At 61.4% G+C, this 12,638-nt stretch carries 13 protein-coding genes; 10 read left to right on the top strand and 3 right to left on the bottom strand.

Going from position 1 to position 12,638, the window contains the following annotated elements; translation table 11 throughout:
- Positions 1-199 precede the first annotated feature (199 nt).
- The 3 genes from HU772_RS22970 (at position 200) to HU772_RS22960 (ending at position 2,924) form a co-directional block, all read left to right on the top strand.
- A complete protein-coding gene (locus HU772_RS22970; protein WP_186656731.1) occupies positions 200-997 on the top strand; it encodes a transporter substrate-binding domain-containing protein in 798 nt (265 codons plus the stop codon).
- A gap of 237 nt (positions 998-1,234) precedes the next feature.
- Positions 1,235-2,197 (top strand): amino acid ABC transporter permease, encoded by a 963-nt coding sequence (locus HU772_RS22965; RefSeq protein ID WP_186656486.1) that lies wholly within the window; start codon positions 1,235-1,237, stop codon positions 2,195-2,197.
- Positions 2,190-2,924 (top strand): amino acid ABC transporter ATP-binding protein, encoded by a 735-nt coding sequence (locus HU772_RS22960; protein WP_186656728.1) that lies wholly within the window; start codon positions 2,190-2,192, stop codon positions 2,922-2,924. The genes HU772_RS22965 and HU772_RS22960 overlap by 8 nt, the downstream gene beginning before the upstream one ends.
- 127 nt (positions 2,925-3,051) lie before the next feature.
- Here the strand turns inward: HU772_RS22960 and HU772_RS22955 are convergent, their stop codons facing one another.
- Positions 3,052-3,783, bottom strand: a complete 732-nt coding sequence (locus tag HU772_RS22955; protein ID WP_186656483.1) for a phasin family protein — start codon at positions 3,781-3,783, stop codon at positions 3,052-3,054.
- A gap of 10 nt (positions 3,784-3,793) precedes the next feature.
- On the bottom strand, positions 3,794-4,216 hold the full coding sequence (locus HU772_RS22950; RefSeq protein WP_134691412.1) for a phasin family protein: 423 nt from the start codon (positions 4,214-4,216) through the stop codon (positions 3,794-3,796).
- Positions 4,217-4,428: 212 nt separating this feature from the next.
- Between HU772_RS22950 and HU772_RS22945 the strand changes: the two genes are divergently transcribed.
- Complete coding sequence (locus HU772_RS22945; protein WP_186656481.1) at positions 4,429-7,911, top strand: dermonecrotic toxin domain-containing protein; 3,483 nt, start codon at positions 4,429-4,431, stop codon at positions 7,909-7,911.
- 76 nt (positions 7,912-7,987) lie between these two features.
- Here the strand turns inward: HU772_RS22945 and HU772_RS22940 are convergent, their stop codons facing one another.
- On the bottom strand, positions 7,988-8,263 hold the full coding sequence (locus HU772_RS22940) for a polyhydroxyalkanoic acid system family protein (protein WP_186656479.1): 276 nt from the start codon (positions 8,261-8,263) through the stop codon (positions 7,988-7,990).
- Between the two features lie 125 nt (positions 8,264-8,388).
- On the opposite strand from HU772_RS22940, the gene ubiE reads away from it, so the two are divergent.
- The 6 genes from ubiE to HU772_RS22910 all read left to right on the top strand — a co-directional run bounded on the left by ubiE (position 8,389) and on the right by HU772_RS22910 (position 12,638).
- A complete protein-coding gene (gene ubiE, locus HU772_RS22935; RefSeq protein ID WP_186656476.1) occupies positions 8,389-9,159 on the top strand; it encodes a bifunctional demethylmenaquinone methyltransferase/2-methoxy-6-polyprenyl-1,4-benzoquinol methylase UbiE in 771 nt (256 codons plus the stop codon).
- Complete coding sequence (locus HU772_RS22930; RefSeq protein ID WP_186656474.1) at positions 9,159-9,785, top strand: ubiquinone biosynthesis accessory factor UbiJ; 627 nt, start codon at positions 9,159-9,161, stop codon at positions 9,783-9,785. Before ubiE ends, HU772_RS22930 begins: the two co-directional genes overlap by 1 nt.
- Positions 9,782-11,395 (top strand): ubiquinone biosynthesis regulatory protein kinase UbiB, encoded by a 1,614-nt coding sequence (gene ubiB / locus HU772_RS22925; RefSeq protein ID WP_186656472.1) that lies wholly within the window; start codon positions 9,782-9,784, stop codon positions 11,393-11,395. Before HU772_RS22930 ends, ubiB begins: the two co-directional genes overlap by 4 nt.
- 73 nt (positions 11,396-11,468) lie before the next feature.
- Positions 11,469-11,861: a phosphoribosyl-AMP cyclohydrolase gene (hisI, locus tag HU772_RS22920; protein WP_186656470.1), complete on the top strand. Its 393-nt coding sequence runs from the start codon at positions 11,469-11,471 to the stop codon at positions 11,859-11,861.
- Between the two features lie 2 nt (positions 11,862-11,863).
- Positions 11,864-12,199 (top strand): phosphoribosyl-ATP diphosphatase, encoded by a 336-nt coding sequence (locus HU772_RS22915; protein WP_186656469.1) that lies wholly within the window; start codon positions 11,864-11,866, stop codon positions 12,197-12,199.
- 166 nt (positions 12,200-12,365) lie between these two features.
- On the top strand, positions 12,366-12,638 hold the full coding sequence (locus HU772_RS22910) for a twin-arginine translocase TatA/TatE family subunit (RefSeq protein ID WP_186656467.1): 273 nt from the start codon (positions 12,366-12,368) through the stop codon (positions 12,636-12,638).

The following is a 12,638-nucleotide window of genomic DNA, read 5'->3' as shown; positions in this document are numbered from 1 at the left end:
GCTCCCACACACCATTGAGATGGCGTGGGAGCGGGCTGGCCCCGCGATGCTTTCTGGTCGATTTTGGCCAACAAAGTCCCCCCCGGCTCTAGGTCCGGCGCTGCGCATGCGTTAGCATCCCACCCGACATTACGCCTCGGCCCACAGGACCGTGCGAACAATAAAATCTGCGTATTTCTTGCTAGGGGACTTGCTGATGATGAAGAAATTCCTGTCGCGACTGCTGGTCGGCGCGACTGCCCTGATCGCGGTAACCGCCGCCCAGGCGGGCGCCATCGATGACGCGGTCAAGCGCGGCACCCTGCGGGTGGGCATGGACCCGACCTACATGCCGTTCGAGATGACCAACAAGCGCGGTGAAATCATCGGCTTCGAAGTCGACATCCTCAAGGCCATGGCCAAGTCCATGGGCGTCAAGCTGGAAATGGTCTCCACTGCCTACGACGGCATCATCCCGGCCCTGATGACCGACAAGTTCGACTTCATCGGCAGCGGCATGACCCTGACTCAGGAGCGCAACCTGCGCCTGAACTTCAGCGAACCCTTCATCGTCGTCGGCCAGACCCTGCTCATCCGCAAGGAACTGGCGGGCGAGATCAAGTCGTACAAGGACCTGAACAACGAGAAGTACCGCCTCACCTCCAAGCTCGGCACCACCGGCGAGATGGTCGCCAAGAAACTGATCGGCAAGGCCAAGTACCATGGCTACGACAACGAGCAGGAAGGGGTGATGGATGTGGTCAACGGCAAGGCTGACGCCTTCGTCTACGACTCGCCCTACAACGTGGTGGCGGTGGAGAAGGCCGGTGCCGGCAAGCTGCTGTTCCTCGAAGAGCCCTTCACCTACGAGCCGCTGGCCTTTGGCCTGAAGAAAGGCGACTACGACAGCATCAACTACATCAACAACTTCCTGCACCAGATCAAGCACGACGGGACCTACGATCGTATTCACGACAAGTGGTTCAAGAGCAAGGATTGGTTGAAGGAAATGGAATAAGGCCCGGGCCACAAGCTCAGGCTCTGACCCTGACGCGCTGGTGGCGCTGAGGGTGGCAGGGCGAGGACAGCGGATGTTTTCGCTGGCCTCTTCGCGGGTAAACCCGCTCCCACAGGTGTCGCCAATCCCTGTGGGAGCGGGTTTACCCGCGAAGAGGCCAGCCAGTACCGCACAGACTTCGCAGGCCACCGCCAAGGCTCCACCTGGCGCGTTTCTTTTTTTGTGGAAATACCCCAAGTGATCAAACACAAGAAAGCACAGTGGCCCTGGCATGGGCTGACCGCGCTGGTCCTGGTGGGCCTGGCGTTCAGCCTGTACCTGGCCACCTCGATGATTTCCTACGAGTGGCGCTGGAACCGGGTTCCGCAATACTTCGCCTACAAGGCCGAGGAAACCCAGCGTGCCGGCAACAACGGCACGATCGAGGAAATCGTGGTGTCCGGCGACAACGCCAGGGTCACCCTGAAGACCGAAAGTGGTGACACAGAAGTCGTCGAAGTGGCCAAGGACAGCATGCTGCTGGCCCGCGGCGACGATGTCGCCGAAGGCGACGCCATCGGCGTCACCCGCCACTGGGCCGCCGGCCCGCTGGCCTGGGGCCTGTGGACCACGCTGTGGATCTCGGTGGTGTCCGGCGCCCTGGGACTGGTGCTGGGATTGTTCGCCGGGCTCTGCCGGTTGTCCAGCAATCCCACGCTGCGCGACCTGTCCACGGTGTATGTCGAGCTGGTGCGAGGCACGCCGCTGCTGGTGCAGATCTTCATTTTCTATTTCTTCATCGGCACTGTGCTCAACCTGTCTCGCGAGTTCGCTGGGGTCGCGGCGCTGGCGCTGTTCACCGGCGCCTATGTGGCCGAGATCGTCCGTGCCGGCGTGCAGTCGATCGCCAAGGGCCAGAACGAAGCCGCGCGCTCGCTGGGCCTGAACGCCAGCCAGTCGATGCGCCATGTGATCCTGCCACAGGCCTTCAAGCGCGTGCTGCCGCCGCTGGCCGGGCAATTCATCAGCCTGGTCAAGGACACCTCGCTGGTGTCGGTGATCGCCATCACCGAGCTGACCAAGAGCGGCCGCGAGGCTATCACCACCTCTTTCTCGACCTTCGAGATCTGGTTCTGCGTGGCAGGCCTGTACCTGCTGATCAACCTGCCGCTGTCGCACATTGCCAGCCGGCTCGAGCGGAGGCTTGCGCAAAGTGATTGAAGTCCGTGACCTGCTGAAAGTCTTCGACACCCGTGGCATGGTGGTGCGGGCGGTGGACAACGTCACCACCCAGGTCGCCAAGGGCGAAGTGGTGGTGGTGCTCGGGCCGTCGGGTTCGGGCAAGTCGACCTTCCTGCGTTGCCTCAATGGCCTGGAGCACTTCGACGATGGCCATGTGGCCATCGACGGCCTGCAACTGGACGATCCGAAGACCGATATCAATGCCTATCGCCGCGAAGTCGGCATGGTGTTCCAGCACTTCAACCTGTTCCCGCACATGACCGTGCTGGAGAACCTGTGCCTGGCGCAGAAGGTGGTGCGCAAGCGCAACAAGGCCGAGCGCGAGGCCAAGGCCCGGGCACTGCTGGAAAAGGTCGGTATCGCGCAGAAGGCCAACGAGTATCCGTCGCGCTTGTCTGGTGGCCAGCAACAGCGAGTGGCCATCGCCCGTGCCTTGGCGATGGAGCCCAAGGTGATGTTGTTCGACGAACCCACCTCGGCGCTGGACCCGGAAATGGTCGGCGAGGTGCTGGATGTGATGAAGACCTTGGCCCAGGAAGGCATGACCATGGTCTGCGTGACCCACGAGATGGGCTTTGCCCGGGAAGTGGCCGATCGGGTGCTGTTCTTCGATCACGGCAAGTTGCTGGAAGATTCGCCGCCGGCGCAGTTCTTTGCCGCGCCGAAGGATCCGCGGGCCCAGGCGTTCTTGCGCCAGGTGCTGTGATCCCGACGGCGGCGCGGTGCCTGGCACCGGCTGCGCTGGTGTTCGCCGGCAAGGCCGGCTCCTACGTGTGATCCCGCTGTGTCTCGGGCCGTAGGAGCCCGCTTGCTGGCGAATCAGGCGATGCGCATCAGGCCTGGCTGGCGGCGTTCACCGGTGCCGATGGCGTGTTGCTGGCCGGTGCCGCGCTCGGCGCCGGTGCCGCGGTGGCGGCGGGCGCCGCAGTGGCTGGCTTGGCCGCTGCCGGTTTGGCCGGCGCTTTCTTCACGGCTGGCTTTTTCGCTGCAGCCGGCTTGGCCGCGGGTTTGGCCGCTACAGGCTTGGCCGCAGGTTTGGCTGCCGGTTTGGCCGCCGCGGTTTTCGCCGCAGGTTTTGCTGCCGGCTTGGCAGCGGCCTTGGCCAGGGGCTTGGCCGCAGGCTTGCTCGCGCTCGCCTTGGCCTTGGAGATCGGGGTCACCGACGCACCGGTCAGTTTCTCGATCTGCTTGGTCAGCGAGTCGACCTGCTGGTGCAGGGCCTTGATCTCGTTGCGGCTGGGCACGCCCAGGCGCGAGATGGCGCTGTTCAGGCGCTTGTCGAAGGCTTCTTCGAGCTCGCTCCACTTGCCCAGCGCGCGGTCCTTGACCCCCGATACCCGCGAAGTGGTCGACGACTTGGCGCTGTCGGCCACGTCTTCGGCGGTTTTCTTCGCCTGTTTCTCGGCCTTCTCGCCGTCCTTCACCAGCGAATCGAACAGCTTCGGACCATCCTGGTCGATCTTGGAGTAGATACCCAGGCCAGCCAACCAGATCTTGCGCGAGTATTTCTCGACGCCGCCGATCCAGGAACTGCCTTCTTTCTCGGTGTTCTTCTTGCCAGCCATCCTGCTCTCCTTATGGTTTGTGCGCGACGCGCTCGAGCAGCTCGTGCAGCTGTTCAAGCTTGATGGACAACGCCTCAACGTCATGTTTAGACGGAATGCCGAGGCGATTCAAGGCGCGACCTACCCGTGCGTCGAAGGCCCGCTCGATTTTATCCAACTGCGCCTCGACCCGGCCGGGCACGCGGGTGACCTCCTGGGTGGCTTCGTCGAGCTGGGTATTGGCGGCGTCGACGGCCTTGCCGATGCGCTTCTTGCCGCGTTTCTCGACGCCTTCGCCGGCCTTGACCAGCTCCTTGAAGTAGTCGGAACCTTCCTGGCCGACGCGGGCGTAGGCACCGATGCCCGCCAGCCAGATTTTGCGCGCGTAGCCGCGCACCTCGCCCAGGGTGCTGCCTTGGGCGTCGTCTTTTTGCTTGAGATTCACTTTGGCCATGCTCTGCACCTCATCCTGGTAAAGGGTGGAGAATTTGACCCTGATGACAGGGTGTGAGGTTACGTTAGAGGGCAAAGTTAGAATGTGCACCCTAAGCGTGAGTTCATGAAGGGCTTACAGGGTATTCAAGGCCAGTGTGCGCTACATATTTAACGCTAGACGCGGCATGGGGACTACTAGGCTGAGGCTCCACTCCTACAGAGATTCATAGCATGAGCCTACTCCAATCCCCAACATCCACATTCCAGGATCTTGTGGCCAGGCAGTTCCTTGTGCGCCCGACACTGAGTCAGGTTCTGGACAAGGAAACCAGCAAGGCCCTCATTGAACACTGTTCGCAACTGAAGGCAATCAACCCAGCCCTGGAGTCTTTGAAAAATGTCTACCTTATCCTGGCCGGGGCTCCAGCGGCGCCTCTGAGCGACAAATTGCTGGAGTCATTGGTTGTAGGAAGCCCTTTGACGCTTGTCGAAGGTGATTGCTTCCTCACGACACAGGCTGCTGGCAAGGTCGATACGCTTTCGCTTTCAGCAACCGAAGCCGCAGTCATGGGCCGTGCGTTCAGCGCGATAACCGAAAGGCTCCTCTCTACGTTCCAGCGCGCGCAGGTATCGTTCTGGCTAGCCAAGGCCAATGGCCTGGAGGTCTCCCGGCTACAATGGGTGGCGCAAATGCTCAAGGTCATCACGCTGAACCATATCGGCCACTACTTTCTTGAGGATCATGAGCGAGAAAGCCTTTACCAGTTGCTGGATGGCACAACCACCGAGGTCTGCGCACAAGGTATCCAGGTCAGTCTTTCGCATGAGGCGCGCCGCACCGACCTGATGTTGCCGTACCTGCTGCTGTCCGTAAAATCCGAAGCGTCAGAGTCTCTGATTTGCTGTAAACCCTCGGGGGAAATACGCCGCTTCGAAAATACCAAAGCGCTTGGCGATGAGTTACAGAATGAACTGCTGAAGTTTCATGAGTACAGCCAGTTTTCCTGGTCACCTTACACGCTGGCCGGGGATCCATTCGAATTCCAGGCATTGCAGTTGCTCAACGGCATTTTGAACAGTATCGAGCAACTGGATGTCAGTACGGTCGAGACACCTCAACGCCTGGTGGCCTATCTGCAGGCCCTCAGCAACCCTTCACGCCATTTTTCGTCAGAGCTCTGCCCCTCTCTTGCGCAGAACGCCGACACCTCGTTGTCCTGGCTGACGCAAGCACCGGATCAGACGCTGTTCGAGTACTGCAAGCTGTTGCTGCCACTGACCGCAGCTCAGAGGCGCGCAAATGACTCGGGCGAGGTGCCAGACATCGAGAGCCTCGAGCAATATACCCTGCGCCGCCTACGCGAGCAGATGAGCGCGGACCACCTTGTCATCCCCCCTTGCAATCCTGACCTGGTGACAATCACTCTTGACCACCTACCTAGTAAGGCTGTCTCGGAGAACTATGCGTTAGGCGGCCCCGACACCCGACACCAGACGACTCTGACCAGCCTGGCCATCTCACGATCCAGCGAGAGAAACTCTGAGTACATCGTCGGGGCCCACAATAAGGACCAGCCACTTCCTGTCAAGGTGACTACAAGCGATTGGACCACGTTGGTTACCACCGTGGATATCGGCGGAACCTATCCGGTCTACGTGAACGAACGGTTAACGCGCAGCGAAGGCAGGGCCGAGCGCATCAGTGCGTTTGCCAGAACCTGGAGGAGCAGCCTGTTAGGCTGTGCGCTCAGAGCCTTTGCCGACAAAGTGCTGAGCGAGCCTGTCTTTAAAGAAATCACTTCGTTCTGCAGTACCGACTCGGCGCAGGGCAATACCATCGAGATCGCGCCGCTCGTAATTCCTCGCTCGTTGCGTGACACGGCGGGTGATGACGTAGCCAATATGTTTATCTTGCGGCTTGCGCAGAGCGGGGTCTACCTGTTGTATCGCCCTTGGTATGCATCCTTGCTTGAGTTCCCATCCTTGCCCGCCATGGCGAAACATTTCCTGGAGGATAAAAGCTTGCAGGAAAGCTTCATCGCGTGGATGGATAACGATGCCGCACTTGCCTATGGCGGCGGTGCTTTCCCGCCTTATGACTACTACTTGTTCTTGAATCAGGTCGTACCGTTCCCGCGCAGTGCTGATTTCGCGCGTCAATGGGCCGTAAAACTTGCTTTCACTCCTTACCCGCAAGCGTATGAGGAGTCCCTGTATGAAAGTTGGGGGGCGACGCTGATCAGGATCGCTGCGAAGCGCGCGCCCTCGAGTGACACGCTCAGGCATGAGTGGTATGTCAAGGCCGCCTGGGGCGCGTTCGATCTGCTGTCGGCCTTCTCGCTATTTTTGGGCGGTCCCGTCGCAACCACGCTACTTGCCATCAACCTTGCACGCGTTTTCTATAATGACGTCCCGCACTTGTTTGATGGTTCCGCCGAGGACAAAACCGTCAGCGCCATTGATCTGTTGGTCAATTTCGGCGTGATTCTGATATCTGCTGGTTTGGCCGGGAGCGTTGACTCGCCGGCTGAGCCGATTATCGAGCAGCCTGACGTCTCCCTCGAACTCTCCGCGCGTGGTGTCCCTGGTAGGTCTGGCGAGTTGCCTGAACAGAAACCTTGGATACCCCCGGAGCGCGGCCAGCAGGTCAAGCCGCTGTACGTCGCTCAGTGGGGTAACAGCCAGCGGTTGGGGAACCTGTCTTCGGAGGCGCTGCAACAACTCAGTCGTTTGAGGGCAACGGTTAGCGTCAGTGAGCTGAGCGAGATTCCCGAAGGCATCCTGAAGGGACTGTATACGGCAAATGATCGCACTTACGTCGATCTGCAAGGGGTAATGTTCGAAGTTGATGCTCAATGGGGTAGCCAGCAAATTATTGGTCCCAATGCAGAGCCTGGCCCTTGGCTCGAGCGGGCTGATGGTCAATGGAAACTGACTATAGTCGCTCGCGGAGGCGGCGGCCATTTGGGCAGAACCGTCGCGCGCCCCAACATTGCTGATGAAGTGAGCACAGTGCCCATCGAGGAAGAGGGCATTGAGGTCGAATCTGGCAATGAAGTGGAGTCTGAAGCGAGCAGTGATAGAGACTCCGGCACCGAGCTGGATTTCGTCAGCAGTGATGATGCCGACGCGGCACCGGCCTTGCCGCACGTGCCCGAGGGACTGTCCAATAGACAGATCAAGGAAATAAATAAGCGGCTTGCCTCGAACGAAAGATTCGCAGCGCGCCTCAAAGAGGAAAAACTCCACCCCTCGGATTTACGAGATCAATTTGAGGCGCGTATCAGGGAGCTGGAAAGTTTCAGCGACCTGGTGAAAAAACATAATCACACGACAGGTAACTATATCGAGCGTTTGCAGAAAGCCACCGCGCTCCTTCGATCAGAAATGATCAGCCAACTTTCGGACGCCTATTTGAACCTGAAAACACCGGCGCTTGCGGCATTGAAGTTTTTAAAGGAATGCTACGGCCTAAGATCCCGGCGATTCATCACCAGAAAGGCAACGCGGCGAACGAATGATTATTGGGACGGCTATGCATTCTATCTGAACCCAAATGGCAGAAGAACCCATTTCGAAATCCACATTCACTACAAGTCTGCTGACTCAGCCTCACGTAACTTTGAGGCCATCCATCTAAAACTCAGTAATAATGCGAATGACCGTGCGGTCTTGAGGCTTGCAGATGCTTTGGAGTTTATTCGCCTTGATTAAGCTCCATGCGCTGACGTGCTATTGAAGAGGGACACGAAGCGCCATCCACCGTGCGATGGCGCCTCGCTATTCGCCGTCAAGCCAACGCTTTGTCCAACGCCCGTTCGATCTCGCCCTTGATGCTGCCACTCATCATCGACAGCATCATGCCCAGCTTCAGCTCGACGCGGATGGTGTCCTCGCCGATGTGCACGCTGCCGTTGGCGCCACTGCGCGACACGTCGACGCGGTCACCGTTCCAGTTGGCCTTGAGGTCGTATTCGCGGGTCAGTTTTTCCACCAGCGCTTCTGCCTTGGCGCGGGCGGCCTCACGGCCAAGGGAGTGTTTGCGTTCGACGCTGATCTGGGTCATGCGGGTGTTCCTGGATATGAAGACAATGGCCGCATTATGCCCCCACCCGCCCGGCGACACACCCTGCCAAGACAAAACCGCCCATTGCCCATAGAATGGCGGTAATTTTTTTCTGGTGAAGCGAAATGACCGACCAGCGCAAAGGCGACCACGCCGAACCCACCACCCACTTCGGCTACCAGGACGTGCCGGAAAGCCAGAAGGCGAAGAAAGTCGCCGAGGTCTTCCACTCGGTAGCCGCCAAGTACGACCTGATGAACGATGTGCTCTCCGGCGGCATGCATCGCCTGTGGAAGCGCTTCACCATCGAGCTGTCCGGTGTGCGCAGCGGTAACCGCGTGCTGGATATCGCCGGTGGCACCGGCGACCTGGCCGCCAAGTTCTCGCGCCTGGTGGGCCCGACCGGGCAGGTGGTGCTCGCCGATATCAACGACTCGATGCTCAAGGTCGGCCGTGACCGCCTGCTCGATCGCGGTGTCTCCGGCAACATCGAGTTCGTCCAGGCCGACGCCGAGAAGCTGCCGTTCCCGGACAACCACTTCGACTGCGTGACCATCGCCTTCGGCCTGCGCAACGTGACGCACAAGGACGCGGCCATCCGCTCCATGCTGCGGGTGCTCAAGCCCGGTGGCCGGCTGTTGATCCTGGAGTTCTCCAAACCGACCAACAAGCTGATGTCCAAGGCCTACGACGCCTACTCGTTCGCCTTCATGCCTCTGGCTGGCAAGCTGATCACCAACGACTCGGAAAGCTACCGCTACCTGGCCGAATCGATCCGCATGCACCCTGATCAGGAAACCCTCAAGAGCATGATGGTCGAGGCCGGTTTCGATCGCGTCACCTACCACAACATGACCAGCGGCATCGTCGCCGTGCACCGGGGAATCAAGCCCTGATGCTGCTCGCCGGCCTGCTCGCCAGCGTCGAGCACGGGCTCAACCGTGTGCTGCGCATGGACAGCACCGCGCTGCCGCGCCTGGCTGCGTTGGCAGGCAAGGTCATCGAGATCGACTGCGTGCAGCCGGCGCTCAAGCTGTTCGTGCTGCCCGACGACGAGGGCCTGATGCTCGCCGCCCACTGGGAAGGCGAGGTCGACTGCACCCTGCGCGCGCCCGCCGGGCGCCTGGCACAACTGGCCCTGGCCAAGGACAAGACCGCGGTACTGCACAGCCCGCAGGTCGAGTTGCACGGCGATAGCGCCGTGCTGCTCGACCTGGTGGGCGTGCTGCAGGATCTGGAGCTGGACTGGGAATACGAGCTGCAACGCTGGCTGGGCCCGGTGCCCAGCGCGTTGATCGCCGGACACCTGCGTTTGCGCGCGCGCTGGACCCAGCAGGGCCTGGCCCGCTTCAGCCAGAACCTTTCCGAGTACCTGGCCGAAGAGTCCCGCACCCTGGTTGGCAAGCGCGAGGCCGAAGCGGCCTTCAGCGAGCTCGACGCCCTCAAGATCGACATCGAACGCCTCGAGGCGCGCTTGCGCCGCCTCGCCGCCCACTCTCCTGATACCAGCGATAACGCATGAAGCTGCTCGCCGTCCGCCGTCTGTTGCGCATCCAGCGCGTCGTGATCCGCTACCGCCTCGATGACCTGCTGTTCGAACAGCCCCTGCTGCCCTGGTGGCTGGCCAGCCTGCGCCTGCTGATGCCCTGGCGCTGGCTGCCGCGCAAGCCTTCCGAGCTCAGCCGTGGCGCGCGCCTGCGCCTGGCCTTGCAGGACCTGGGGCCGATCTTCATCAAGTTCGGCCAGTTGCTGTCCACCCGCCGCGACCTGCTGCCCACCGACATTGCCGATGAGCTGATGCTGCTGCAGGACCGCGTGCCGCCGTTCGACCCGAAACAGGCCGTGGCGCTGATCGAGGAACAGCTCGGCGCCAAGGTCGGCGAGGTGTTCAGCCGCTTCGACGTCGAGCCGCTGGCCTCGGCCTCGGTGGCCCAGGTACATGCCGCGCGGCTCAAGAGTGGTGAAGAGGTGGTGGTCAAGGTGGTGCGCCCGGGCCTGAAGCCGGTGATCGCCCAGGACCTGGCCTGGCTGTTCCTGATCGCCAAGGCCGCCGAGCGCGCCTCGGCCGACGCCCGTCGCCTGCACCCGGTGGAAATCGTCGGCGACTACGAAAAGACCATCTACGACGAGCTCGACCTGCTGCGCGAGGCGGCCAACGCCAGCCAGTTGCGGCGTAACTTCGAAGGCTCCGAGCTGATGTACGTGCCCCAGGTGTACTGGGACTTCTGCCGGCCCAAGGTGCTGGTGATGGAGCGCATCTACGGCGTGCCGGTCACCGACATGGCGACGTTGGCCGACCAGCGCACCGACATGAAGATGCTCGCCGAGCGTGGCGTCGAGGTGTTCTTCACCCAGGTGTTCCGTGACAGCTTCTTCCACGCCGACATGCACCCGGGCAACATCTTCGTCAGTACGGTCAAGCCTTGGAGCCCGCAATACATCGCCATCGACTGCGGTATCGTCGGCAGCCTGACGTCCGAGGACCAGGACTACCTGGCGCGCAACCTGATTGCCTTCTTCAAGCGTGACTACCGCCGAGTCGCCCAGTTGCATATCGATTCGGGCTGGGTCCCGGCGCAGACCAAGGTCAACGAGTTCGAGGCGGCCATCCGCACCGTGTGCGAGCCGATCTTCGAAAAGCCGTTGAAGGACATCTCCTTCGGCCAGGTGCTGATGCGCCTGTTCCAGACCGCCCGGCGCTTCAACATGGAAGTCCAGCCGCAGCTGGTGCTGCTGCAGAAGACCCTGCTCAACATCGAAGGCCTGGGCCGCCAGTTGTACCCCGATCTGGACCTGTGGAGCACCGCCAAACCGTTCCTCGAGCGCTGGATGCGCGAACGCATGAGCCCGAAGGCGGTGATCGGCAACCTGTACAGCCAGGCCGAGCAACTGCCGCACCTGGCCGACATGACCCGTGACTTGCTCGAGCGCCTGTCGCAGCCGCACCTGCACGACCCGCAACTGCCCGAACGCCGCCGTGCTGGCGACAACTGGGCGCTGCGTCTGCTCGGTGCCGGCCTGCTCGGCGGTGGCGCGACCCTGGCTGCCGGTGCCGTCAGCCTCAGCGCTCCTGCCGCCTGGCCGGCCTGGTTGATGCTGGCTGCCGGCCTCTACCTGATCGTGCGCCGATAGCCAGCCGCGCGGCTGGCTGGCACACTAGCGCACAGGGGCCCGGTACGGGAGCGGGCCCGGTTTGGAGTCGACGATGAAAGACTGGCTGGACGAGATCAAGTGGAACAGCGATGGCCTGGTACCGGCCATCGCCCAGGACCACAAGACCGGGCGCGTGTTGATGATGGCCTGGATGAACCGTGAATCCCTCGCCCTGACCGCCGCCGAGCATCGCGCCATCTACTGGTCGCGCTCGCGGGGCAAGCTGTGGCGCAAGGGCGAGGAGTCGGGCCATGTGCAGAAACTGCATGAAATGCGCCTGGACTGCGACGCCGACGTGATCATCCTGATGGTCGAGCAACTGGGTCATATCGCCTGCCATACCGGCCGTGAAAGCTGCTTCTACCGGGTTTTCGAGGGCGGCCAGTGGAAAATCGTCGATCCGGTCCTGAAGGATCCGGACGCCATCTACAGCGCAGGACACTGAACATGAGCGACACGCTAAACCGCCTCGCCGAGGTGCTGGAGCAACGCAAACAAGCAGCGCCCGACAGCAGCTACGTGGCCAGCCTGTACCACAAGGGCCTGAACAAGATCCTCGAGAAGCTCGGCGAAGAGTCGGTCGAGACCATCATCGCCGCCAAGGATGCCGCCGTCAGCAAGGATTACAGCGATGTCATCTATGAGACCGCCGACCTGTGGTTTCATAGCCTGGTGATGCTCAGCGCGCTGGGCCAGCATCCGCAGGCGGTACTGGACGAACTGGACCGCCGTTTCGGGCTGTCCGGGCATGACGAGAAGGCCGCGCGGCAGCCTTCGTCCTGAGATTTAATTCCCCTGTGGGAGCGGGTTCACCCGCGAACCAGGCGCCGCGGTGCATGGCAAGGGCTTCGCCCTTGTTCGCGGGTAAACCCGCTCCCACAGGGCCTTGCAAACCCTCTGGAAGCCAGTCCGGCTCCCGCCGACAGACACATTTTTTCAGGAGTTTGAAATGGGCATTTTTGACTGGAAACACTGGATCGTCCTGCTGGTCGTCGTGGTACTGGTGTTCGGCACCAAGAAGCTGAAGAACTTCGGCAGCGACCTGGGCGAATCGATCAAGGGCTTCCGCAAGGCGATGAACGAGGAAGAAACCAAGCCGGCCGAGCAGACCCCGCCGCCAGTCCAGCCCGTTGCGCCGGTGCAGAACACCGCCCAGCAGGCCCAGGGCCAGACCATCGAGGGCCAGGCCCAGCCGGTCCAAGAGCCGCAGCGGAAAGACTGA

Source organism: Pseudomonas xantholysinigenes (genome assembly GCF_014268885.2).
Classification (GTDB): Bacteria; Pseudomonadota; Gammaproteobacteria; order Pseudomonadales; family Pseudomonadaceae; genus Aquipseudomonas; species Aquipseudomonas xantholysinigenes.
The sequence above is the reverse complement of the archived record's forward strand: the minus strand, read 5'-3'. Positions and strand labels throughout refer to the sequence as shown.

Coding starts and splice junctions, on each gene's coding strand:
- HU772_RS22970 (WP_186656731.1), top strand. CDS start 200: ATGAAGAAATTCCTGTCGCGACTGCTGGTCGGCGCGACTGCCCTGATC.
- HU772_RS22955 (WP_186656483.1), bottom strand. CDS start 3,783: ATGGCTGGCAAGAAGAACACCGAGAAAGAAGGCAGTTCCTGGATCGGC.
- HU772_RS22950 (WP_134691412.1), bottom strand. CDS start 4,216: ATGGCCAAAGTGAATCTCAAGCAAAAAGACGACGCCCAAGGCAGCACC.
- HU772_RS22945 (WP_186656481.1), top strand. CDS start 4,429: ATGAGCCTACTCCAATCCCCAACATCCACATTCCAGGATCTTGTGGCC.
- HU772_RS22940 (WP_186656479.1), bottom strand. CDS start 8,263: ATGACCCAGATCAGCGTCGAACGCAAACACTCCCTTGGCCGTGAGGCC.
- ubiE (WP_186656476.1), top strand. CDS start 8,389: ATGACCGACCAGCGCAAAGGCGACCACGCCGAACCCACCACCCACTTC.
- HU772_RS22930 (WP_186656474.1), top strand. CDS start 9,159: ATGCTGCTCGCCGGCCTGCTCGCCAGCGTCGAGCACGGGCTCAACCGT.
- ubiB (WP_186656472.1), top strand. CDS start 9,782: ATGAAGCTGCTCGCCGTCCGCCGTCTGTTGCGCATCCAGCGCGTCGTG.
- hisI (WP_186656470.1), top strand. CDS start 11,469: ATGAAAGACTGGCTGGACGAGATCAAGTGGAACAGCGATGGCCTGGTA.
- HU772_RS22915 (WP_186656469.1), top strand. CDS start 11,864: ATGAGCGACACGCTAAACCGCCTCGCCGAGGTGCTGGAGCAACGCAAA.
- HU772_RS22910 (WP_186656467.1), top strand. CDS start 12,366: ATGGGCATTTTTGACTGGAAACACTGGATCGTCCTGCTGGTCGTCGTG.